Origin of the sequence: Nocardia donostiensis (assembly GCF_002081715.1) — a bacterium.
In the GTDB taxonomy this organism is placed as follows: domain Bacteria; phylum Actinomycetota; class Actinomycetes; order Mycobacteriales; family Mycobacteriaceae; genus Nocardia; species Nocardia donostiensis.
Map to the genome: position 1 here is coordinate 1 of NZ_MUKP01000010.1, position 22,247 is coordinate 22,247.

27 protein-coding genes and 1 pseudogene are annotated in these 22,247 nt (G+C 64.3%); 17 read left to right on the forward strand and 11 right to left on the reverse strand.

Annotated features, from left to right (window positions below; genetic code table 11):
- From B0T44_RS08880 to B0T44_RS08895, 4 genes are all read right to left on the reverse strand, one after another.
- On the reverse strand, positions 1 to 382 hold a 382-nt coding region (locus tag B0T44_RS08880; RefSeq protein ID WP_254893666.1), incomplete at its 3' end, for a lyase family protein.
- A gap of 147 nt (positions 383 to 529) precedes the next feature.
- The gene (phoH2, locus tag B0T44_RS08885; RefSeq protein ID WP_077114597.1) at positions 530 to 1,879 is read right to left on the reverse strand and encodes an RNA 5'-3' helicase PhoH2; all 1,350 of its coding nucleotides are present in this window, start codon (positions 1,877 to 1,879) and stop codon (positions 530 to 532) included.
- A gap of 373 nt (positions 1,880 to 2,252) precedes the next feature.
- Positions 2,253 to 3,602, reverse strand: coding sequence for a hypothetical protein (locus B0T44_RS08890; protein WP_077114596.1), 1,350 nt, complete (start codon positions 3,600 to 3,602; stop codon positions 2,253 to 2,255).
- A gap of 138 nt (positions 3,603 to 3,740) precedes the next feature.
- Positions 3,741 to 4,124, reverse strand: a complete 384-nt coding sequence (locus B0T44_RS08895; RefSeq protein ID WP_077114595.1) for a DUF488 domain-containing protein — start codon at positions 4,122 to 4,124, stop codon at positions 3,741 to 3,743.
- Positions 4,125 to 4,243: 119 nt separating this feature from the next.
- On the opposite strand from B0T44_RS08895, the gene B0T44_RS08900 reads away from it, so the two are divergent.
- The 6 genes from B0T44_RS08900 (at position 4,244) to B0T44_RS08925 (ending at position 9,622) form a co-directional block, all read left to right on the forward strand.
- Positions 4,244 to 4,516, forward strand: a complete 273-nt coding sequence (locus B0T44_RS08900) for a hypothetical protein (RefSeq protein WP_077114594.1) — start codon at positions 4,244 to 4,246, stop codon at positions 4,514 to 4,516.
- A gap of 582 nt (positions 4,517 to 5,098) precedes the next feature.
- Positions 5,099 to 5,536, forward strand: a complete 438-nt coding sequence (locus B0T44_RS08905; protein WP_077114593.1) for a hypothetical protein — start codon at positions 5,099 to 5,101, stop codon at positions 5,534 to 5,536.
- Positions 5,533 to 6,369, forward strand: a complete 837-nt coding sequence (locus B0T44_RS08910) for a hypothetical protein (protein ID WP_077114592.1) — start codon at positions 5,533 to 5,535, stop codon at positions 6,367 to 6,369. The genes B0T44_RS08905 and B0T44_RS08910 overlap by 4 nt, the downstream gene beginning before the upstream one ends.
- 405 nt (positions 6,370 to 6,774) lie before the next feature.
- Positions 6,775 to 8,115 (forward strand): MFS transporter, encoded by a 1,341-nt coding sequence (locus B0T44_RS08915; protein ID WP_077114591.1) that lies wholly within the window; start codon positions 6,775 to 6,777, stop codon positions 8,113 to 8,115.
- Positions 8,116 to 8,432: 317 nt separating this feature from the next.
- Entirely contained in the window at positions 8,433 to 9,140 is a 708-nt protein-coding gene (locus tag B0T44_RS08920; RefSeq protein ID WP_077114590.1) for a hypothetical protein, read from the forward strand.
- Complete coding sequence (locus tag B0T44_RS08925; protein WP_077114589.1) at positions 9,137 to 9,622, forward strand: hypothetical protein; 486 nt, start codon at positions 9,137 to 9,139, stop codon at positions 9,620 to 9,622. The genes B0T44_RS08920 and B0T44_RS08925 overlap by 4 nt, the downstream gene beginning before the upstream one ends.
- Positions 9,623 to 9,743: 121 nt before the next feature.
- Here the strand turns inward: B0T44_RS08925 and B0T44_RS08930 are convergent, their stop codons facing one another.
- Positions 9,744 to 9,938, reverse strand: coding sequence for a DUF397 domain-containing protein (locus B0T44_RS08930; protein ID WP_077114588.1), 195 nt, complete (start codon positions 9,936 to 9,938; stop codon positions 9,744 to 9,746).
- Entirely contained in the window at positions 9,935 to 10,732 is a 798-nt protein-coding gene (locus B0T44_RS08935) for a helix-turn-helix domain-containing protein (RefSeq protein ID WP_077114587.1), read from the reverse strand. The genes B0T44_RS08930 and B0T44_RS08935 overlap by 4 nt, the downstream gene beginning before the upstream one ends.
- Before the next feature lie 184 nt (positions 10,733 to 10,916).
- On the opposite strand from B0T44_RS08935, the gene B0T44_RS08940 reads away from it, so the two are divergent.
- From B0T44_RS08940 to B0T44_RS08950, 3 genes are read left to right on the forward strand one after another with little or no spacing between them, the layout of a single operon-like run.
- Positions 10,917 to 11,351, forward strand: coding sequence for a hypothetical protein (locus tag B0T44_RS08940; RefSeq protein WP_077114586.1), 435 nt, complete (start codon positions 10,917 to 10,919; stop codon positions 11,349 to 11,351).
- Complete coding sequence (locus tag B0T44_RS08945) at positions 11,348 to 11,563, forward strand: hypothetical protein (protein WP_077114585.1); 216 nt, start codon at positions 11,348 to 11,350, stop codon at positions 11,561 to 11,563. Before B0T44_RS08940 ends, B0T44_RS08945 begins: the two co-directional genes overlap by 4 nt.
- A complete protein-coding gene (locus B0T44_RS08950) occupies positions 11,563 to 12,084 on the forward strand; it encodes a DUF262 domain-containing protein (RefSeq protein ID WP_077114584.1) in 522 nt (173 codons plus the stop codon). The genes B0T44_RS08945 and B0T44_RS08950 overlap by 1 nt, the downstream gene beginning before the upstream one ends.
- An 85-nt stretch (positions 12,085 to 12,169) precedes the next feature.
- On the opposite strand, the gene B0T44_RS08955 is transcribed toward B0T44_RS08950, so the two are convergent.
- Positions 12,170 to 12,583, reverse strand: coding sequence for a helix-turn-helix domain-containing protein (locus B0T44_RS08955; RefSeq protein WP_077114757.1), 414 nt, complete (start codon positions 12,581 to 12,583; stop codon positions 12,170 to 12,172).
- Between the two features lie 138 nt (positions 12,584 to 12,721).
- Between B0T44_RS08955 and B0T44_RS08960 the strand changes: the two genes are divergently transcribed.
- Genes B0T44_RS08960 through B0T44_RS08975 form a run of 4 tightly spaced genes read left to right on the forward strand, consistent with a single transcriptional unit; the run spans position 12,722 to position 15,796 of the window.
- Positions 12,722 to 13,093 (forward strand): hypothetical protein, encoded by a 372-nt coding sequence (locus B0T44_RS08960; protein ID WP_077114583.1) that lies wholly within the window; start codon positions 12,722 to 12,724, stop codon positions 13,091 to 13,093.
- 35 nt (positions 13,094 to 13,128) lie between these two features.
- Positions 13,129 to 13,728 carry a DUF3558 domain-containing protein gene (locus B0T44_RS28525; RefSeq protein WP_254854127.1) on the forward strand — a complete coding sequence of 200 codons (600 nt, stop codon included), beginning with the start codon at positions 13,129 to 13,131 and terminating at the stop codon, positions 13,726 to 13,728.
- 2 nt (positions 13,729 to 13,730) lie between these two features.
- Positions 13,731 to 15,092: a hypothetical protein gene (locus tag B0T44_RS08970; protein ID WP_077114581.1), complete on the forward strand. Its 1,362-nt coding sequence runs from the start codon at positions 13,731 to 13,733 to the stop codon at positions 15,090 to 15,092.
- Entirely contained in the window at positions 15,089 to 15,796 is a 708-nt protein-coding gene (locus B0T44_RS08975) for an ESX secretion-associated protein EspG (protein ID WP_077114579.1), read from the forward strand. The genes B0T44_RS08970 and B0T44_RS08975 overlap by 4 nt, the downstream gene beginning before the upstream one ends.
- A gap of 32 nt (positions 15,797 to 15,828) precedes the next feature.
- Here the strand turns inward: B0T44_RS08975 and B0T44_RS08980 are convergent, their stop codons facing one another.
- Positions 15,829 to 16,695, reverse strand: coding sequence for an alpha/beta fold hydrolase (locus B0T44_RS08980; RefSeq protein WP_077114756.1), 867 nt, complete (start codon positions 16,693 to 16,695; stop codon positions 15,829 to 15,831).
- A 66-nt stretch (positions 16,696 to 16,761) separates the two neighbouring features.
- On the opposite strand from B0T44_RS08980, the gene B0T44_RS08985 reads away from it, so the two are divergent.
- Entirely contained in the window at positions 16,762 to 17,529 is a 768-nt protein-coding gene (locus tag B0T44_RS08985; RefSeq protein WP_077114576.1) for a helix-turn-helix domain-containing protein, read from the forward strand.
- Between the two features lie 112 nt (positions 17,530 to 17,641).
- Positions 17,642 to 17,782: pseudogene (locus B0T44_RS08990) on the forward strand (3-alpha-hydroxysteroid dehydrogenase); the annotation flags it as partial.
- A 103-nt stretch (positions 17,783 to 17,885) separates the two neighbouring features.
- On the opposite strand, the gene B0T44_RS08995 reads toward B0T44_RS08990, so the two are convergent.
- A complete protein-coding gene (locus tag B0T44_RS08995; protein WP_077114574.1) occupies positions 17,886 to 18,305 on the reverse strand; it encodes a limonene-1,2-epoxide hydrolase family protein in 420 nt (139 codons plus the stop codon).
- Between the two features lie 86 nt (positions 18,306 to 18,391).
- Here B0T44_RS08995 and B0T44_RS09000 point away from each other — a divergent pair, with 86 nt between their 5' ends.
- On the forward strand, positions 18,392 to 18,829 hold the full coding sequence (locus B0T44_RS09000; RefSeq protein ID WP_077114755.1) for a DUF6841 family protein: 438 nt from the start codon (positions 18,392 to 18,394) through the stop codon (positions 18,827 to 18,829).
- Positions 18,830 to 18,835: 6 nt separating this feature from the next.
- Here the strand turns inward: B0T44_RS09000 and B0T44_RS09005 are convergent, their stop codons facing one another.
- On the reverse strand, positions 18,836 to 19,579 hold the full coding sequence (locus B0T44_RS09005; RefSeq protein WP_077114571.1) for a TetR/AcrR family transcriptional regulator: 744 nt from the start codon (positions 19,577 to 19,579) through the stop codon (positions 18,836 to 18,838).
- Positions 19,580 to 19,693: 114 nt separating this feature from the next.
- On the opposite strand from B0T44_RS09005, the gene B0T44_RS09010 reads away from it, so the two are divergent.
- Entirely contained in the window at positions 19,694 to 20,872 is a 1,179-nt protein-coding gene (locus B0T44_RS09010) for an FAD-dependent monooxygenase (protein WP_077114568.1), read from the forward strand.
- Positions 20,873 to 20,894: 22 nt separating this feature from the next.
- Here B0T44_RS09010 and glyA read toward each other — a convergent pair whose 3' ends face one another.
- Positions 20,895 to 22,190 (reverse strand): serine hydroxymethyltransferase, encoded by a 1,296-nt coding sequence (gene glyA / locus B0T44_RS09015; protein WP_077114566.1) that lies wholly within the window; start codon positions 22,188 to 22,190, stop codon positions 20,895 to 20,897.
- Positions 22,191 to 22,247 lie beyond the last annotated feature (57 nt).

A 22,247-nucleotide genomic window follows, 5' to 3' on the forward strand; every position in this document is an offset into this window, starting at 1 on the left:
CATTCGGGTGCACCGTGACGCCGTTCGCGGCGGCGATCGAGGCGATCACCTCGTTGGTGTTCATATTGGAGCTGGTGCCCGACCCGGTTTGGAAGACGTCGATCGGGAACTGGTCGTCGTGGCGGCCCTCGGCGATCTCGTTCGCGGCCGCAATAATGGCGTCGGCCTTCGCGGTGTCGAGCAGACCGAGATCACGGTTGACCTTCGCACACGCGGCCTTGAGCAGGCCGAGCGCGCGGATCTGGGCGCGTTCGAGCCCCCTGCCGCTGATCGGGAAATTCTCCACCGCCCGCTGGGTCTGCGCGCGCCACAGGGCGTGCACGGGAACGCGGACCTCGCCCATGGTGTCGTGTTCGATGCGGTACTGCGTCTCCTCGCTCATACCTTCGACCCTAGGCCGCGGGGTGCCGCAGCGGGGTTGCCACACCTGATGCGTGTATCACGGCGCGTCGCGGTGGCCGAACCGCCCAGCTACCGCATGCGGCGGCCTCCGAACCGAAGTCCGGAAGCCGCCGCCGAACCGGCAGGATCAGGCGTTGGGGCCGTATTCCTCCAGCATTTCGGTGACCAGAGCGGCGATCGGCGAGCGTTCGCTACGGGTCAGGGTGATATGCGCGAACAAGGGGTGGCCCTTGAGTTTCTCGATCACCGCGGCGACCCCGTCGTGCCTGCCGACGCGCAGGTTGTCACGCTGGGCGACGTCGTGAGTGAGCACCACCCGCGACCCGGTGCCCAGTCGGCTGAGCACCGTGAGCAGCACGTTGCGTTCCAGTGACTGCGCTTCGTCGACGATGACGAAGGAATCGTGCAGCGAGCGCCCCCGGATATGGGTCAGCGGCAGCACTTCCAGCATGTCGCGGCTGAGCACTTCCTCCATCACCTCGCGGCTGGCCAGCCCGTCCAGGGTGTCGAACACGGCCTGCGCCCACGGCCCCATCTTCTCGCTTTCGGTGCCGGGCAGATAGCCCAGATCCTGACCGCCGACGGCGTACAGCGGCCGGAACACCACCACTTTGCGTTGCGTGCGCCGCTCCAGCACCGCTTCCAGGCCCGCGGTCAACGCCAGCGCGGATTTACCGGTGCCCGCTCGCCCACCCATGGAGATGATGCCGACGCTTTCGTCCAGCAGTAGATCCAGCGCGATCCGCTGTTCGGCGGACCGCCCGTGCAGGCCGAACGCCTCCCGTTCGCGTACCAGCTGCACCCGTTTGTCCGGGGTCACCCGGCCCAACGCGCTGGAGCTCGCGCTCAGCAACCGGATACCGGTGTGGCACGGCAGTTCTCGTGCCTCGTCGAGGTCGATCACCGATTCGCTGTACAGCTCATCGATATGGTCGGACGCGACGTCGATTTCGGCCATACCGGTCCAGCCGGAGGTCACCACGTCCTGTGCGTGGTATTCCTCGGCGCGCAAACCCACCGAGCTCGCCTTCACCCGCAGCGGGATGTCTTTGGACACCAGCGTCACTTCCTGGCCTTCGGCCGCCAGGTTGAGCGCGCAGGCCAGGATGCGGGAATCGTTGGTTTCGGTGCGGAAGCCCACCGGTAGCACCGCGGGATCGGTGTGGTTCAGCTCCACATGCAGGGTGCCGCCTTCGGTGCCGATCGGCAGCGGCTGATCCAGCCTGCCGTGCTGCACTCGCAGGTCGTCGAGCATGCGCAGGGCTTCCCGCGCGAACCAGCCGAGTTCGTGGTGGTGACGTTTGCCTTCGAGTTCACTGATCACCACCAGCGGCAGCACCACACGATGCTCACCGAACCGGGTGACCGACCACGGATCCGATAACAGAACCGAGGTGTCGACAACGAAGGTTTTAGTGCCTTTCTCGGGGGAGCGAGAGATCGCCATGGGAGCGGATACGGAGCGTGCAGCAGTCACGGTAGGCTCCTATCGCCTGCGCGGCACCCACACAGACAGTCTCGCTGGGCCGGTCGGTCCGGATGGCGGCGACTGGTTCGTCAACCACCACGAGGGCCGGGTGCCGGCCCCCTCGAACTGAGTTGCTCAGTCACGGTCAGGACCTCCCGAACGAGCCACAACGACGCGGCCCGCCACCACGAAGCTACCTGCGTTCGGGTGTAACGCGCTCGGAGACGGGAAAGCGTGTTGGTGAATTCGCCGTTAACACCCCGCTCCTGAGGAGCATTTCCGCTGCTCACGACCTTTTCAAGGGTTGCTGGATGGTTGTCGGACCCTGCCATGAGTGAGAAACCATCCCGAAGACCGGAACGTATGGCGCGTACGAGGCAGATCACTGTCCCGCGCGCAACTCCGCATGCAGCCGCTCGTACTTCTCCACATCGTGCAACTCTCCCGGGACGAACGGGGAGGTCTCGCCCCCCATCTGCTGATACCGCTGCATCATCGTTTCCAGCTCGAACAGCTCCACAGGATCGATATCCGCACCCGAACGTTCCAGCTTGTCCTGCCACCGCGCGTACCGTTCGCTTCCCGCCCTGACCTCATCGGTCCACTCCGCCAGCGGCGCGAGGAGATCCTTGTCGAACTCGACAGGGGCGCTCGGCGGCACACCCGACTTCTCCAGCACGAAATCCATCAGAATTCTCGAATGCCGACCATGACTATCACCTTGGAAGGAGTGCGCGGAAATGAATTGCCGCTGGAATTCAGCGGCAACCGCGTACGGGTCGGCCCCAGGCCGACGCATGGCATCGTTGCACCAGTCGGCCAACCTCTCATGGAGTTCTTCGGCGCGTTCGACCGTGCCGCAACTCGGGTAGAGGATCGCGCCGTGCTCGAGGACGGAATCATCCGGCCCCCTGAATTCCAGCATGGGATCGGCTTCGATGGCGGCGAGTTCTTCCTTCGACAGCGGCGCGGTCGGCCACGTCGCCTCAGGCGGCCTGGGTGGCCCCTCGCCCAGGTGCCGCAGCACGACCCCATGGGGTTTGGTGTGCAGCGGCCCAGGATGATATCCGAGTAACGGATTGGCCGCGACTGCGGCTAGTTCCTTCGGTGTCAACGGCCTACTCATGCCACCGCGACCCCACATATGCCCGCGCAGCTGCCCCGCGACGTCGGGTCCCTGCCGACCGGTCAGCCGACGGTGCATCTCCCGCATGAGGTCGAGCGACATGTCACGGTGGAGGTTGCGCCGGGCAAACACCCGGGCGTCGAGCCATCCCGCCCAACTCACGGGACCGTCGAAGATCGTTTCCGGACGGACCTGGCGCGAGATCAGAGCGATATCCCGGAACTTGTCCTCCATGAACAAGCTCATTTCGAGCGCGCGTTGAGCATCGGTCCGAATGCCGAGCGCCGCCTCCAGTTCACGTATCTGCTCGTCGATGTCCCGGTCCCGGAAACCGTACTCGGCGCCGGGGTCTCGTCCGGACACTGGTTGCCGGACATCCCCAGTGTGCTCGAGGCCGGTGCGCAGCCCCTGCGCTGCGGCGTCGACCTCGGACGCGGCGTGCTGGTTCGCCTGCCCATGTTGTTCCAGGCTTTTGCGCATCTCGCGTGGGACTTCGTGCTGCTGGTCGGCGATATGCCTCGTCGCGTCGTCGGCAGCGGACACGATGCGGTTGGCACCCTGGAGAAAAGCGTCAGCCAAACCCTTGGCAGGAGGGTCGACGTTCACCCTTGCTCCTGATCACATCGGCGAGCCGGAATCGTCTCGACAGCGCGCACGGCTCGAACCTATTGCAGGTTTCTATCACTATGCCGCAGGAATTCAGCCAGCCAGTATTGGGAAACGCCGCAGCAGGAACCCTTCGGCTCACCCGCGCAAGTGGCCGAGCAATATCGGTAAATGTCCGCGCTCCGGCTCTTTCACAGCCGTCAACAAGGTGACCGGCGGTTCGTTCGCCGCGAGTTCACGCAGCCGCCCCAACTCCTGCCGCGCCGCCGGTCCGGACAGCTCATCGGCATACCGCTCAGCGAACTCACCGCGACGCCCCTCCGGGTCCTCATGGAACCAGCGCCGCAGCTCGGTGGACGGCGCCACATCCTTCGCCCACTCATCGATATGCGCCTCGACCTTCTTCAACCCACGCGGCCACAACCGGTCGACCAGCACCCGATAACCGTCATCCGGGTCGGGATCGTCGTAGACACGTTTGAGGCGGAAGCCGCGCGGCGGGGTGAGCGAATCGTCGGTCATCCCGCTATCGCAGCATGACCGCGGTGTGTGTTCGCCGCGCCACGCTGCGCCTGTCTACGTCGCTGCCGGGTCGGCCGCAACGCGGCCACTGCCCCACGACCAGCGCTAGAGTCGCTGTCATGGCCAGTAAAGAGGAGCTGGAGAAACTGTCATCCAAGGAGCTGCACGACCGAGCGGTCAAACTGGCCGTGCGCCGCGCCGACATCAAATTCCTGTGGCAGCTGCTCACCCGTATCCCGGCCGCTGAGGAAACTGCGGGCAAAACCGGGGAGGGTGAAGCCGACGTCAAGTGGGTGGTCCCGCTCATCGACGACTACATCCACGCCGGAGACGGTAAGCTCGCCGACGCGTTGCGGCCGTTCTACCTGGAATACCTCATCGAACACTCGTAAGCGTGACGCGATCGGTGTCGACGTGAACGCCGGATGAGGTTGATCGCGAGTAGCAGGTTCCCGTCGTTGCTCGTATCTCGGGTTCAGCGCCCGCGTGAGCCAGGGTGGGTACGGCGACTCGATTCGCCCGTCGCCGGAGCGGTTCGCGCTCTCTCGACCTGAGATACAACTTCCAGCATTCCCAGTGTTGGGAATTATGACTGCTCGGAGGTTCCTCTACTGCAGAAAGGTAGCGCCCAGCACAGCCTTTCCAAGGAATTGGCCCGTCCGGATGCCCAGGAGTTGCGTTCGCCGCTGATAGCCTGGACGGCGATCTCGACCTGATTTTGGTTGTCCTGGCTTGAATGAGGTTGCCGTGGGCCGTTTCGAAATCGACAGCCACGAGACAGAGCCCGTACCGCCGACAAACGCGACAACGGGAACCGACAGGCATTACGCCGAGACCGGAACCAGAACAGCGCTGTGGAAGGGTACGAGCCGCTGGCCCCAGCTGGTTTCGGGATGCTCGCCCGGCCCAGCCGGTGCACCTCCACTACCGGAACCGGGTGATCGGGCGGTACGCACCACTCGTCGAGCCGCGCCGTGACGCCCGGACCCGTCGGTGAGATCCACCGGATCGTGAACCGGGTTCTGACAGCGCCGGGTCGGTTCACCGAGGATTCTGTCTCCGAGGCGTGCTCGGTAACACTGCGCAAGAGGGTGCGCACCAATCCTTATATGCACGAATTCGAGGCGCACCCCGAGGCGGGACCGTTTTCCACGATCACCTTCCGTGGGGCTGCGGGGTCATCAGGACGGCCGAGCTTGGTGATCATGGACGTCTCGGCGGAATGCCGAGTCACCCGGTCCGACCTTGCGGATTCCTTCCGCCTTTCCTTCGAGCGGGTCCATGTCAATCCTCGGATACCTCCGGAGGGAGTCATCTCGTTCGAGGAAGAACACGGCTGCAGAACGCTGCACCTGCAGTTCACCGCCGAATCCGAAATACTGCGCTCGATCAGCGTGCACGAAGCGCCATGAGCCGAATCGCACGTCTCGCCGCGGAAGCAGCCCGCCATACCGGAAATCTGCTGCAACAAACCAGCACGGGACTCGCCAATCGCTACAAGACCAACGCCGACAAGTTGCGCAACACAGCTTATGTGACCACAGCCCAAGACCACATCGCGAAGATCCCCTGGAATCGTATTGCGAGGATCTCATGGACGACAGCTTTCCTATTGGGGGGCAACCAGGTGCTGGTCAGCGACAGTAACCAGCACCCGTTGACCTACCACGACTACAACGGGCCCGTTCAGAAGGTGGAGAAGCTCGTCGAGATGTCACCTACTCTGATGAAGCACTTGCGGGATATCGAGGCGGATGGCTGGGGGATCCGATGGGGTACGAAAGGAAGCGGATACTACGCCGACAGACAGAAAAAAATTATCAACATCTCGGTCGATGCTGAAAACAGCGACGAAATGTCACTGGTCGACATCATCGCTCATGAAGTCGGGCACGCCTACCATGGCGCCCTCGAGCCTCCTCCAGTAACGCCGCCACGAACAGGGATGACACGCGCTCAGTGGATCGAAGATCAGATGTACCATGCGTTCTTGGACGAAGCCGAAGCAGAACTGGTGGCCGCCGGGATAATACAGGAGATTCGGAACAGTAAAGATCCTGGCATGCCATATATTCCGGATCTCGACGATGTCACCGGAAACACTTACAATAGCTACATTGGCGGAAACATAACACGAGAACAGGCGCGTACCAAGATCGCCGATAGTATCAACAACCCCCAAGGTTTATGGTACAAGTATTATTATCCTTTTTATCAAAAATTATCGAACCACTACTTCGACTGACCCCACCCGGCCCGGATAGTCGGCGGACGCTCGGTCGCCCCGCGGGCGATGTGCGAGCATCCGATGCCCGGCAAACGGCTCATCCGAGTCGACAGCGATGACCAGGTTCAGGGGTCGCAAGCGAGACCGGTCGCCGGTCGTCGGTCCGGCTGCGGTAATGTCGCTGCCATGTCTGGTGCTTCATGCGCGGCCGCTGCTGCCGCGGTGACTCGGACGCTCCGCTAGCGGCGGGGCGTTCGTCTCACTTCTGCTGAACGTTCTGTCGCTTCGTGGTTGAACCGGAGCGGCAATTTTGTGCTGCTCGGAACTTCTTCTGAGCAACGGAGCAACGTAGTGTTTTCGGGCATTCTTTCATCGCGCCAGGACGGATCGTCCTCGGTGCGCGCATGGCTGGTGTTGTGCGGCATGGCTATGCTGCAATTCTTCATCGCGGTCGACGTGACCGTGGTCAATATCGCCCTGCCGTCGATCGGTGCCGACTTCGGCGTCGATGGACACGAGCTGACCTGGGTCGTCGTCGGGTACACAATCACCGGCGGCGGGCTGCTGATGCTCGGCGGACGTCTAGGTGACGTGCTCGGCAGGCGCCGGATCCTCTTGCTGGGCACGACACTTTTCGGTGCCGCGTCCTTACTGGCCGGGCTCGCGCCGTCGTTTTCCCTGCTGGTGGCGGCGCGGCTGCTGCAGGGCGCGGGCGAAGCGATCGCACTTCCGGCGGCGATGGCGGTGATCGTGCTCATGTTCCCCGAGGGTCCGCGCAGGTCACGGGCGTTGAGTGTGTGGGCGGCGGTGGCGAGCTGCGGGCTCGTCCTCGGGTTCGTGCTTTCCGGGATCATTACGGAGCTGCTCGGCTGGCGGTGGATCTTCCTGGTGTCGGTGCCGTTCATCGTGATCGTGATCGCCGCAGTGGTTTTCCTCGTGCCGAATGATCCACCCGCCGAACGCATGCCGCTGGACCTGCCCGGGTCGCTCCTGCTGACCGCGGCGCCGCTGCTGTTCACTCTGGGGGTTGTCGAAGCAGGAAAAACGGATAGCGCGCCATGGCTTTCGCTGGTGGCGTTGGGCGGCGCGATAGCAGCGGGGGCTCTGTTTTTCAGGGCCGAGCGTCGTTCGCCGAATCCGCTTGTGCCGCTGAGGTTCTTCCGTCACCGGTCACGCGTGCTGGCGAACCTTGCGACCGCTCTGCTGAGCGCGGCGCTGTCCACCTCATTCCTGTTGTTCACCTATTACCTGCAGGACCGGCTGGGTGCGAGCCCATTCGAGGCCGGTCTGACACTGTTGCCCCTGGCCTTGTCTCTGATCGTGGCGTCCGTGCTGGTTCCCCGGCTGCTCGGGCAGTGGGGTGCGCGGGTGTGTGTCCTGGCCGGGATCGGTTTCACCGTGCTGGCGATGGCCGCCATCGCCCTGGTCTCCCACCTCGGCGCGACCGGTCCGGCAATGATCCCGGCCATGATGCTCATCGCTGCCGGGATGGGATTCGGGATCGTCGGGTTGCAGTATGTGGCGGTGACCGGCGTGACCGAAGCGGATGCCGGTATCGCTTCCGGTGTCCAGCGAGCCGCCGACCAACTGGGCGGTTCCACCGGGATCACGCTCTACGTCGGTATCGGATTCGCTCCCGCCCTGAGCGGCACCGACCCGTTCCTCACCAGCAGCCTCCTGGCCGTCGCCGGGCTCGCCGCCGCCGGGCTCGTTGCTTGGCGGATCTCCATACCCACCGCTGAGCCGGAGGTAACGGTCAGCTGACCCTCTGACAGGGCTGCGCCCGCCCGGTGTGTCGGCCGGGCGCAGCCCTGAACAACAGGCTGGAGAACAACGGCGAGATCAAGCCGCTACCGCTACCCCGCCCGCCAAATTTGCAGTACATTTCGTCTCACAGTGCCCGCTTTCTCCTACAGAAACCGTTTTCGCGCTGTCACAAAGGAATACAGTCACTTGGATACCAGCTGGATTGATGACGAATCGGGACAAGCGATCCAGCCACGCCCTAGCGTCGGACACACACGGCAACGCTTTTACATATCACCACCGGCACCTGCCGGTCGCCCTTCAGGTGACTAGCGATGGCTAGCCTTTCCGAGTGGTGGAGCCGCGTCGCTCAGCGGATCACTATCGCGCTCGGGAAGGGCGCAGGATCGGCCAAGGACCTGCCCGGCGGAACCGCATCCAATCTCCGCGGCGTTGCCACCGAAAAGGTGAACAACGATGGCGACCTTGCCAAAGGTATGCCGCAACTACCGCCGGCCCCGGTCAGACAAGCTCTCCCTCCGCCCGACCCCACACCCGCCCCCGCACCGGAACCCGCGGCGGTGCAGACCAGAACGGAAAACCGGGACATCCCCCCGGCTACCCTCGAAAACTCACTGACCAATCTCGCCCCAGGCAGCAACGAGCGGCTGAGCAGGTTCGGACCGGGAAACGGGTTCAGCGGCGTATACCACCCCGAGAGCGGCAAGATCCTGGCATACCCCAGCGGCGACACGCGATACATCGATTCCGGCGAGCGGCCCGCCAATCTGCTGACGCGATTCGGTGGGCATGCCGATGTGAACGATATCTTCTGCGACCTCACCGGATTCAACCACAGAGACAACGTCGGGTTCGTGGCACTGCTCCGTGACGACGGGTCCTTGGGATGCCGATGGAACTCCGCGAGCGTCAACGGCGAGAACCCCAGCTTTCCCGGCACCGCCGTACCGGATGAGATACGCCCGGGACTCATGAAAGCATTGCAGGAATCAACTGGCCGCAATGTGGAGTCGGATACATGACCGAGATGACGATCAATGGTTTGCCATTGCCTGCGGCCCTTGCGGCGGCGATCGAGGAGGAGCGGTGGGTCGCACCGTCCGATGAGACGATTCTGGAGCAGGTGTTCACCGAGAAACCCCAGGATCCCAGCTTCTACACTTTCGATTACATGCAGGTCGAGAACCAGCAGTGGCAGGGCGTCGCCACCAGACATCCAGAGTTGTGCGGCACTCCTGACGACTCGATGCCGCCGGGTGACATCGACCCCAATCTGTCCGTCTTGATCGGCGACCTCGGATACGATATGCCGTTCGCACTGGACTTCCGGACTTCGAGGACAGCACCTCGCGTTATCTACGCTTCACTGTCCTCCGGGCTCTGGATCACCGTCGCCACCCGTATCGAGGACCTGCTGACGAAACTCGGCTTGCAATCAGCCTCATCTGCTTCCTCCCCCACCGACGAGCACCCGACCCCGTGGAGCAGCCGCCCCGAGACATAACCACCATGCCCGCCCGCCATGCCGGAGGTAACGGTCAGCTGACCTTCTGACAGAGCTGCGCCCGGCCTGTGAGACGGGCCGGGCGCAGCTCTGAACAACAGACCCAAGATCGACAGAGAAACTAAACGGCGAGGTCGTCGAACTCTCCCGCTTTGCAACCCTGCAGCCATGCACTGAACTCGGCGCGCGTGAACTCGATGGTTCCGGCTTCGGGGGCGTTGCTGTTGCGGACGAGGACACCCCCGGGAACCGCAGCGACTTCCACGCAGGTGTGTGGATCAGTGAAGCTCGATTTCCGCCAGTTCAGTTCATTCATCGCTTACTCCATACCTCTGCAAGATTCAGTATGAATTCTCGAGATTCACTTGGCGTCAGAGCTATTCGGTTAGCCTCATCCAATGCAGCCGTGAAATAAGCCACGGTTGATGCGTCGGTCAAAAACTCTCCGCCCTTGTACCCCTCGATGTGGACCCGCGGGTTGCCCCACGGGTGCGTCAACAGGACGAAATCGCCAAGTCGACGCGCTTCATACCGACCTGCATCGTACGTCGTGATTCGTATAGTCACGTTCGGCAGGTCGGCCAACTCGGCCATGGTGAGCAACTGCTCCGCCATGACAGATTCATCACCAACGCGCAGGTGGAGAGCGTATTCCGGCTGAATCACGTCAACCTTCAAGTCTCCGTTCCGGACCCGCTTCTGACGATGCAATCGCTGGTCCACCGTGCGCTGAACGAACGACGCCGACAAACCCGCGATGCCAGCTCTGCCTGCAAGGTATTCGACGTACCGAGGCGTCTGCAGCATCCCGTAGACCGCGCGTGACTCATGCGCTCGCAGAGTGGTTGCAGACTGCTCCATCGCTAAGTACGTCGTCAGCCATTCGGGCATCTCATCTGCGCCCAGAGACACACCACTGAGCATCGCGTTCAGCTCCTGAATGGTGATTCCGAGCGCATCCGCATAGCGCCCACGCTGGCTGAGGTGTGGCGTGGACGCGTCCCTCTCCCACTTGCCTAAAGTTGTCCGATCGACTCCCACGAACTGAGCGATCTGCTCCTGAGTCTTGCCACTGGACTTTCGTGCATCGATCAGCTGCTGTCGTCTCACAAGAGCAGCATAACTGCCTCCTATGTGCCGTGGATCACAGCCGCTTCTTCGGGCAGTCTTAGAGGTGCCCGGTAAGGGTCTCGCCGCAACACCCCTCCGCAGATCCCGTCCCCGGTGCCGCCGTCAAACCGGGGGCCGGGCGCACCCACACTCGTGTTTTCCACGCCTACAAGGGGGCTCGTCTGTGTCCGTTGTGAATGCCGCGCTCGGGCGCTGCCACTACTACCGCACCGTATGCGCGTTACCGTGTCATATCGATGACGCCGGGCGCATCGCTGTCGTCGTCGGCGGTAGCCTCCGCGCTGTCACCGTCCCGGAACCGTTGGGTCAGCAGATGCGTGAAACACTCAGCACCCGTTCACTGGTAGGGCCGATCGTGTGGCACCGTTCCCGCCGCTACACCTTCCTCACCGGCTATTCCCCAGAAGCCGAAGACAACTCGCTCTACGCCTCGGTCCTGTTGGGCACCAACTCCCAGATCGTCCCACCACTAGGCACCGTCGCCCTGCCCTCCCCCGGCGATACCGACACCTTCCGCCGCTGGATCCACCCGGCCCGCGACGGCTTCCGTCCCAGCCTGACCACCGTCCTGGACACCCTCCTCGAATGCGCCCGATGAACAGCCCAACCACACCCCGCCCGGGCGAACCCGACCTGCACCTGAGCGTCTTCCTGCACGGCGCACGCCTCGACTTCGCCGCCTGCCGCACCGCCGCACTGCGCTTCATCCAGGAATGGCATGCCCGTCAGCGAAGCCCGGTCACCGTCTTTCCCGGCAGCACCGAAGGACTCACCCGCCTGCCCTGCGAACGCCTGTACCTGGAGCCCTGATGCACCACAGCGACAAGACGAAAACCCAACGCAAGCCGGAATACCCTCCCGAGACCGAACCGCTGGACCAGCAAGCGATTCACGTTGCCACCCAAACCTTCCCGGTCGAACACATCCTCGACATGATCGACAGCGGCGACATCGACACCACACACGAGGAACAACACGCCGCGCCATGGTCACCAACGGACAAATCACGACTGATCGAGTCGTTGCTGATCCGAATCCCGTTGCCAGCCATCTATTTCCTGGAAACCAGCGACGGGTTATTGCAGACAGTGAACGGCCACCAGTGTCTGTCCACGATCCACACCTACCTCCGAGGCGAATCCTTCCGCCTCCAGAGACTCCGATACCTCACCGATGAGAACGGCAAAGCAGCCGCCGAGCTACCCGCACCACTGAGGCGAGAGCTGATGCACACCCGGGTTGTCGCCCACGTGATCCGCTCGCCGATTCCCTACCGAGAGCTGTGCGAGATCCTGCACCGCAACAACGCAGCCTGGCGACCTCTCGACTAGATTGCGACGCCCTGCCGGGCAGTGGGCATACAACGCGGGCATGGCAGCGGGCGGACCGAGCAACGAAGCGCGGTGCAGCCGATCCTCAGTCGAGGATGCCCCATTCCTCTTCGAGGGCGCGCAGTTCATCGAACGCCTTACTCTGACGTTCCAGCTGTGAGCGGCGGAAGGCCAGCACATCCTTGCTGTACAGGCGGGTGTGCGACCCAACCTTGTGGGCCGGGATCCGCCCCTCACGAACGAGTTTCATCAACGACGGCCGCGACATGTTCAGCATCCTCGCGGCCACCGTCGTAGTGACCTCGTTGGGGATGCTGCCGACAGTGACCGTGCAGCCTCGGCCGATCAAGTCCACCAACTCGAGCACGAGAGTGGCCAGCTCCGGCGGTAACACCAGTTGTTGGTCAGCACCCGATCGGACAGTGACTCCCGACGCCGAGTCCCGGTCGCTGAGAAACTCTTGGAGGCTGCGGGCCTGCTCGATCGCACGAGGACTCACCGATACGGTGGCGCGACCATCACGCCGTGACGTGTCCACGACCGAGCTCGGCTTGGGAACCGAGATCGATGGAACCGATTGGCGTAGACATGCGTCCAGTACATTGAGGGCAGTTTGCGGAAGGGTGGGCATATCGACATGGACGTAGGGCAAGGTAACGCCAACGCGCTATGGCAGCAGGCAGCGTCCGGGACGTTCCGGATGGAGCGGGGGGCCGCGGAAGAGTGCGCCAAAGTGTATACACGGCTGGTGGACACGGTGCTTGAGCCGCTGGTCGACAAGTCAGAACGTCTTAGCCGAGTGAGCGGGTTCGGCGACTTCGCCTCGGCGCAAGAACTCCAAGCAGGGTTCGCTACCAAAGGTGGGGCGACAACGGAAGCTCTGACCGGCTTGATGGAAGCAGCCCTCCGAATGGCGGCAGCCTTCTTGCAAGCGGGCGGAGCATTCGAAGAAGCAGATGCGATGAACAGACGCGCTATCGACGCAGCCTGGAAGGCCCCGAAACAGTGACACGACGCAAGATCGCTATTCCGCTAGCGCTCGGAATGATTACCACAGTTGCGCTGGGATGCTCGGAGAACGCCGAACCGAGGCTCGCCCCCGGGTCGGCAACCGCTTCTTCCTCTTCGGTTTCAAAGCCCCAGACGAATCCCGCACGACCGACATTGACCGCGCCCAAGTTGCAGCCACCGTCGCAACAGAACGAGTACACGACACAGGGACGGCCAGAAGTAGTGTTCGACCCCTGCACCTGGATTAGCGATGACGCGATCGTCAAGGCTGGCCTCGACCCTTCGACTCGCCGCCGAGGTGACGACCTAGTCGCCGAATACACGTTCCTTACCTGTGATTTCGATGGTCGTCTGCGCGATCTGCAAGTCGACTCGGGGAACGTGGCCTGGGAAGAGAACCTTCGGAAAAACGACGCCCACAGCGAACCATTGACCGTAAACGGACGTGAGGCACTGCAAGTGCGAGACCCGAGTACGCCTCGAAGGTGCGACATCCACGTGCGGACGAAGGTCGGATACGTAACGTTCAGCTCCGCACGCACGTTCGAGGGGAGCGAAACAGGTCTCGGCCTATGCGACGGTGTTCTGGAGATCGCCACAGCACTCGAACCGGAAATCGGCGAGGAGAACTGACCATGAGCAACGAGACCTCCGCCGTTCCCGGCATCCTCGGTACCGACCTGGGCATCTCGCCGGACGCTGTCAACGCCCGCGTCTACGCTCAGCAGAACCTGTCGGGCGCCGAGAACCTGGGCACGCAGCTTTCGCACGACGGCCAGGATCCGCCGTACATCACGCGAATGGAGCATTTCGAAGGTATTCCGCATCAGGAGATCTACGACAAGGCCCAGACCATGCACCCTGGCGTAATGCAGGATCTCGGCGATACCTACGTGGAAATCTCGAACACATTGTCGGGTGGTCTGCTCGGGGCACATCTCGCGATCAACCGCGCGCTGTCGGACGGTCTCGAGGGCGAGTTCGCTACTGGGGCAGCCGAGGCGACGAAGCGCTTCTACGACCAGGCGACCGATGTCCAGGAAGTAATCCATAATGTGGGTCGCCGGTTGAAGGCGGCCGCGTACGGCGCGGAAGTCGTGAAGTTGTCGGTGCAAAAGCCTCCCTCAGGGACTGCCACGGGGGCTCCGCCAGGAACAGCAACTACCGATCTGCCACCGAATTTGGCGGCGTTAGGTGATGCGATGCTCACCGTGGCCGCTCCTTCGGACGCATCCGCCCTCGAACGAGCCAAAGAAGAACAGCGGCAGCTTGCGATCCATGTGATGAACACCGTGTACAAGCCGACATATCAGCCCGCGGGCGAGGGTGTGCCGACTTTTGTGCCGGTGCAGGCGCCGGGCGACAACCCGACGGGGCCCGTTCCCGGTTCGACCACCACTTCATCCAGCCCGGGCAACAACCAGCCTGGGCCGGGTAGCAACACCCCGGGCTCACCGGAGAACGGCCAACCGGAGGGTGAGCAGCCAGGTTCGGAGGATCCTCAGACGACGGCGGCGAATACGAACCAGAACTCGACGGGTCAGAACACGCAGCAGACGGGCACACCCACCACTACGGGCACCCCGACAGGTGATCCGCAGCGCAACACCACGACCACCGCTGGTGTGCCAGGTGTTCCGTCGACGCCGGGGCGTCCCAGCTCTCCAGGCGGTCCGGGCAACAATCCGCAGGCTCCCGGCCCGGGCCGCAGTATCCCCGGCACCCCTACCGCGCCGGGTGTTCCTGGCGCGGCGACCCCGGCGACCCCGGCGGCCGCCGCTACCGCTGCCGGTCGGCCCATGACCGGTATGCCGGGGATGATGTCTCCTGGCGCGGCCAGGCGCGGTGGCGACGACGAGAACGAACGCAAGACTCCCGACTACCTGATCACCAACCGGGAGGAAGAGTTGTTCGGCCGTCAACCGGGCACGGTGCCGGAGGCGCTCGGGGCCGATGCACCTGCGAACCGACCGGCCGAAGGTAGTGATTACCGGTGAGGTGGGAATTCACTCCCGACGAGTTCATGCACGTCTGGGCGGAGACAGGGCTCGACAGGTATCCGCTCCCGCTGAATCTGCTGTCGTCGGTGCGTTGGGAGGACGAGTACGACAAGCTCTCCGCCGAAATCCGGGCCCGCCGCCCGGTGGGGTCGGACCCGGATCTGACGGCTGTGCTGCGGGTTGCGGCCGATCCCGATTCGAGTTTTGCCCTGTTCGGGACACGGAAGAGACCGGTCCGCGCGTACGGCGCGATTTTCACCGACACCGGTGTCACGCTGGTGCAGCGGCCGAGCCCCACCCCGGAATTCGGCGGTAACGTGCTCATCGAAACCGGCAGCCCAGCCATCGTTCCGCGCGTCTTCGCGGCGGTACTCGGCGAACTCCCCAAAGGCCGCCGCCCACCGCTGGTGGAAAGTCTCGATAAGCTGGGCGACACCGATGTCGGCTGGACCAGTTCCAAACCGCAGGTCGTCGACCATATGCGCCGCCTGCTGAAAGCCCCCCGCGACGGCTCCGGCCACATCGAAGCCCGCCACGGCTTACACGACCGCACTCCCCTACCGCCGTCCTACCTCAGCTGGTTCGACGTCACCGACGACGGCCGCTACCTCTACCGTCAGCGCTACCGGGATTTCCATATCGACCCGATCTCCCACGATGAGTTGCGCACTGAACTCGCTCGGATGATCGAGTTCGAGTGAAGCGGGTGGCGGTGTGAGCGTGCTGCCGGTGTTCAGCTCACCGGGCGCTCCAGCCAGCCGAGCAAGGCTTGGGTGACCTCATCGGGGCGCTGCTCCATGATGAAGTGGTCGCCGTCGATCCAGACGAGGTCGGCGCCGGGAATCGCTGCGGCGAGTTCGCGGGCCGTTTTCGCTGGTATCCCTGGGTCGTGCACGCCCCAGATCACCGTTGTTGGACACGTGATGCCGGACAGTCCGGGGGCGAGTTCGGGGCGGCGGCGCACCTGGTAGCCGGACCAGAAGTGGGCGTACCAGCGGCGTCCTTCGGGGCTGCGCAGTACCGACAGGTAGCGGCCGAGGCGGTGGGGTTCGAAGGTGCCGTTGCGTAGGTATCGGCTCATGCCGAGCCGGTGGATCAGGTGAATCGGGGGCGTCGTGAGCAGGGGGCGGGTGAGCCGGTGGCGGGCCGCGGTGGTGAACAGGCCGAACAGCAGACAGTAGGGGGCCGTGAAGATGCCGTGGGCGCGGGAGTTGAGGATGGCCAGGCGGCGTACCCGTTCGGGGTAGCGCTGGACGAAACCGAGACCGAGGAAGCCGCCGTAGTCGTGGCAGGCCAGGTCGACGCGGTCCAAGCCCAGGGCGTCGAGCATGTGGGCGATGCGGTCGACTTCGCTGTTGTAGTCACAGCTCAGTGCCAGGTCGCGGGCTGAATCACCCCAGCCGAGCCAGTCGGGGGCGATCACGCGGCGTATCGCGGACAGCGGGCCGAGTTGCTGCTGCCAGGCCAGGTGGTTTTCCGGCCAGCCGTGCAGCAGGACCAGGGGGTCACCGTCGCCGGCTTCGGCGTAGCGCATGACGGCGCCGTCCACAACGGTTTCGCGGAGCCCGGCGGCTGGTTGGCTGGTATCGAACAGTGTCATCGCGGTCTCCTCCTCGCACTGTGCAGGCGCTCGGTGGGTTGCGCCTTCGCGGGTATCGTCACCCACATGACGCGGACGGCACTTCCGGAAACGTGCGCCTCCACCGCGCAGCTGTGGCTGCGGCTCGGGCATGCGGTCTATCTGGGGCCGAGCCTGGGTTTGGCCGCCCACTCCACCGCCATCGCCTCGCTCGGGGTCGGTGTCGACGCACCGTTCCGGGTGCGGGTGCCGGGTGCGCGGGATATCACTGCGCGCAGTTTCCTGTTCCGGGCCAGGATCACCCATCATGTGGTGCACAGTGAGGGCCGGATGCTGTTCTGTTTCTTCGATCCGACGTCGTCGCGGGTCGCCCGGACTTTGGGCAGCATGACCGGTGCGGTCGGTGATTACCCGGTCGGGCATCGCAATGAAGCCGAACTCGTGGAGTTGAGTTCGGACCCCGATATCGACGTCGAACGCTTATTGGATGCGGCGAGCATGCCGCTGCCGCATATCCGTGACCCGCGGATAGCGGCCACTGCCGCCGCGATCCGCGCCGACCCCACCGCGCCGCAGCGTGCAGCCGAAAGAGCCGCTGCTGCAGGGCTTTCCACCTCGTATTTTCTGCGTACTTTCACCGAGCAGACGGGTACGAGTTTCCGCCGTTATGTGCAGTGGGCGCGCATGCTGCGGGTGGCCGAGGCGTACGCGGCGGGCCACGATCTGACCCGAGCCGCGGTCGATGCGGGTTTCGCCTCACCGTCGCATTTCAGCGATACCTTCCGCAGCATGTTCGGTCTGACTCCGACCGCTTTCACCGCCGTGGGTAGCGCCGTGCAGATATTGGACAGCTGACCAGCACCCGCGCCTCCTTGCGTGCACTGCGCGTACAGACCTGATGTCCGGGTACCGGTGCTACATCGGCCCACAGCACATGACGTCAGGTAAGCGGCGAAAGGGCAAGCACATGAATGGCTCGGCTGCGTTATCCGGGAAGGTGGTCCTCGTTACCGGCGGTGCCCGCGGACTCGGGGCGGCGTTTTCCCGCTGGATCGTCGACGGTGGCGGGAAGGTGGTGCTCGCCGATCTCCTCGACGCCGAGGGCCGCGCCGCCGGAGGCGGGTCGATCGTGAAATACGTAATGGGCCAGTAATCAGCCACAGCACCCGCACGCTGCACGACACCACACGCCGGCATCCTTCCCTGCACGCCTAGCGGCGTCGGAAGACCGCTCGCACAATGCCTTTCGCTGTGCCACGCAGGAAGTTCTCCCAGCTGAAATGGTCGTGCCACAGGATGATCCGACCACCGCGGAGTTCGAAAGTGCCCGCCACCCAGAACTCGATCGACACCGGGCCGAAGCGGAGGATGTCGGTGCGGTCGGTGAGGACGATACTGCCGTCGGCGGCGATGTGGTGGATTTCAGCGGAGAACCCGAACCGGTCTCGGCTCAAACCTCGCAGCAGGCTGCCGACGCGGTGCGCGCCCCGCACATCGGGCAGCGTGGTGTTCTTCCAGACGATATCGGGGTGCACCAGTTCGAGGGCTTCACCTATCGCGCCCATTTCCATGGCTGTGAAGAACTCGCGCACCGTGGTGATCGCGTCCTGGGTCAGCTCGGTGTCGGTCATATTCCGAGCCTAAGCCGGTCCACCGCCCGGTTGGGCGGTTCGGCGCGGTCGCCTGGATGTTCCTGGGCGTGTCGCTACCGTGGGGTATGGCTATTCGTGACGAGATCGAGTCGTTCCTCGACGAGTACCAAGCCGCGCTGTCCGCGTTAGACGGCGAACGCACCGCCGCCTTGTGGGGGACGCCCGGCACCATCGTGAGCGACGATTTCACTGGTTCGCTGCCGAGCCGGGACCAGATGGCGCAGGGCCTATCCCAATCGCACCCGTTCTATCAAGCGCTCGGCCTGGCTCGCGTCGGCCACACGCTGCTCGACTGCACGGAGCTCACCGAACGCATCGTCCGGGTTCGTGTCCGCTGGCATTTCTTCGACACCGACGACGAACTGCTCACCGACAGCGACTACGAGTACCTGCTGCGCCGCGACGACGACGGGCTGCACGCCTATGTCGCGGTCGCCGTAGACGAGGCCGAGAAGCTGGCGCGGGTTGCGGCGGAGAAGGGGATCCAGCTGCCCGGGATGTAATGCGGGCTAGGAGGATTCGCCTCGCTGAGCCATCAGCGCGCCCACTCCGTCGAGGATGCGTTCGATCCCGAAGTCCAGTGCGTCGTCACGCTGGGCAGCGAACTGTTCCGGTGCGGTCAGTGCGGCGGTGAGCTGCGGGAAACGGTCGCCTGCCAGTTCCATCGCCGCGGCCATGCCCTGCGTGAAACCTTCCTCCGTGGTGTCCGAGCCCATCGTCTGCTGCGCCAGGCTGCGTACGTGCCCGTTCAGTACGACGATGGTGTCGAGCCGTTCCGGACCGGTCAGTGGGGTATCCGCCAGGACCCGCAGCGCGGCCTCCATCCAGCCCATTTCGTTGGGCCCCAGCGGGCGGACTCCCACCAGCAGCTCCAGCACCCACGGGTGTTTCCGGTACCGCTCGAACGTGGCCGCGGCCCACGCGTGTAGTCCCGCACGCCAGGGCTCGGCCGCGAGCGGCCCGGTCTTCTCAGCCGCGGGCGGCTCGGACTCGAGCTCCGGCGGTACTCCGATAGCGGCCTCCAGCATCAACGCGGTGAGCTCGGCCTTACCCGGAACGTAGCGGTACAGCGACATCTTCGTGTTGCCGAGCCGGTCGGCCAGCCGCTGCATGGACAACCCGGCCAAGCCCTCGGCATCGGCCAAAGCCATGGCTTCGGCGACGATACCCGCCACCGACAGCGACGGTTTGGGTCCGCGCTTGGGTCGCGCGGATGCGCCCCAGAGCAACTCGAGCACGGTGGGTGCCGGCATAGCGCTCCTTCCCGCAATAACCGCTTGACGCGTAACTGTGTCTACCATACGCTCATCTGCGTCCGATGGAAACAGATTCCGGTGGACGCAATTAATCATCGAGTGGGGAACACTATGCGAAACACCACAGTCCTCGTCTCCGGCGCGAGCGTCGCCGGCCCTGCCCTCGCCTACTGGCTGAGTCGATACGGATTCGATGTCACGGTGGTCGAGCGCGCCCCCGCACTGCGGCCGGGCGGACAGGCCATCGATTTCAAAGGCCGGGTACAGCGCACCGTGCTGGAGCGGATGGGCGTCTTCACCGATATCGAGCGGCGCAGCACCGGCGCCACCGACATGGTGTTGGTGGACAGCGCGGGCAAGCCCCGGGCGCGTATTTCCGGTGATTTCACCGGAGGCGACGTGGAGATCCTGCGTGGCGATCTCGCCGAGATCTTCTACAAGCGGACGGCCGGGCAGTGCAGCTACATATTCGGTGATTCGATCACCGCACTGCGCGAAACCGACCATGACGTGCATGTGGAATTCGAGCACGGGCCTGCGCGCCGGTTCGACCTCGTTTTCGGCGCCGACGGCATCCACTCCCGGGTCCGCGCACTCGTATTCGGGCCCGAACAGGACTTCGTCCACCACCGCGGCTACCACTACTGCGTGGCGGGCTCCGCGCCCGCGGCCGACCGAGACGAGGGGCCGCGACGTCGAGTCTGCTACGGGCACAATGCCCCGGGCCGGCTCGCGATATACGGCGGTCCGAAGGCACAGCAGATGTATATGTTCGCCGCTCCGGAACTCGACTATGCGCGAGACGACGAAGCCGCTCAGCGGCGCATCCTCACCGAGATGTTCGCCGAGGTGGGGTGGAAGGTCCCGGCGATGCTCGCGGAGTTGAAGCAGTGCCCGGACTTCTACCTCGACGCGCTCGCGCAGGTGCGTATGGGCACCTATGTTTCGGGGCGGGTAGCGCTGGTGGGCGATTCGGCCTACGGGAACACTCTGGCGGGATTCGGAACCGGATTCGCGGTTGTCGGCGCCTACGTCCTCGCCGGCGAACTGGCCGCCGCCGACGGCGACCACACCGTGGCGTTCCCCCGATACGACGAGGTCATGCGCCGCTACACCAAGATCTCGGGCAACAGCAACCCCGGTCGATTCCTGGCACCGAAGACCGCGTACGGCATTCGCCTGCGCGATTGGTTCCTCGGGTCGCGCCTATTCGCCGCGATGGACCGATACGCCGCCGACGCCAAAGACAACATCGATCTGCGCGACTACCCCGCCCTGCTGTCCCGGTGAACCGAAGTCCACCGGAATTCGCTCAGCCCAGCAGGTTCCAGTCCTCCAGCCCCTGGTAGAGCGGGAAATCGGCGGCCAGTTTGCGGACCCGGCCGCGCAGGGTGTCCGCATCCGACGTACCGGCGAGAGCATGGGCGATGATATCGGCGACCTCGGTGAACTCGGTGTCGCCGAAACCGCGGGTGGCCAGGGCGGCGGTGCCGATACGCAGGCCGGAGGTGACCATCGGAGGGCGCGGGTCGAACGGGACGGCATTGCGGTTGACCGTGATACCGATCTCGTGCAGCAGGTCTTCGCCCTGCTGGCCGTCGAGGTCGGAGTTACGCAGGTCGACCAGCACCAGATGGACATCGGTGCCGCCGGTGAGGACGCTGACGCCCTTGTTCGCGACATCAGCGCCAGTGAGGCGTTCGGCGAGGATCTTCGCGCCGGACACGGTGCGCTGCTGGCGTTCGGCGAACTCGGCGCTGCCCGCGATCTTGAACGCGACCGCCTTGGCGGCGATGACGTGCATGAGCGGGCCGCCCTGCTGACCGGGGAACACCGAGCTGTTGAGCTTCTTCGCGAACTCCTGCTTGGCCAGGATCAGGCCGGAGCGGGGGCCGCCCAGGGTCTTGTGCACGGTGGAGGAGACGACATCGGCGTAGGGCACCGGCGAGGGATGCAGCCCGGCCGCGACCAGACCGGCGAAATGCGCCATATCGACCCACAGGTACGCACCCACCTCGTCGGCGATCTCCCGGAACGCCGCGAAATCCTGGTGCCGCGGGTAAGCCGACCAACCGGCCACGATCACTTTCGGCCGCGCCTGGCGGGCGATGGTACGCACCTCGTCCATGTCGATACGGTGGTCGCTCTTGCTGACCCCGTAGGAATGCACGTCGTAGAGCTTGCCGGAAAAGTTAAGCCGCATGCCGTGGGTGAGGTGACCGCCGTGCGCCAGGTCCAGACCCAGCAGCTTGTCGCCCGGATCCATCAGCGACATCAGCACCGCCGCATTGGCTTGGGCGCCCGAATGCGGCTGGACATTGGCAAAATCGGCGCCGAACAGTTCCTTGGCGCGCTCACGCGCAAGGTTCTCGACGACATCGACGTGTTCGCAGCCGCCGTAATACCGCCGCCCCGGATAGCCCTCGGCGTACTTGTTGGTGAGCACGCTGCCCTGCGCCTGCAGCACCGCACGCGGGACGAAGTTCTCGGAGGCGATCATCTCCAAGGTGTCGCGCTCGCGGGCGAGCTCTCCTGCCATCGCGGCAGCGACCTCGGGATCGAGTTCACCGAGAGACTGGGTATTGACAGAGGCGGTCGTCTGCGTCACGCGGCTAGTCTATTTGCCTGCGGCGGCCAGGTGGGCAGCGGGTGCGCGCGTGCCGTT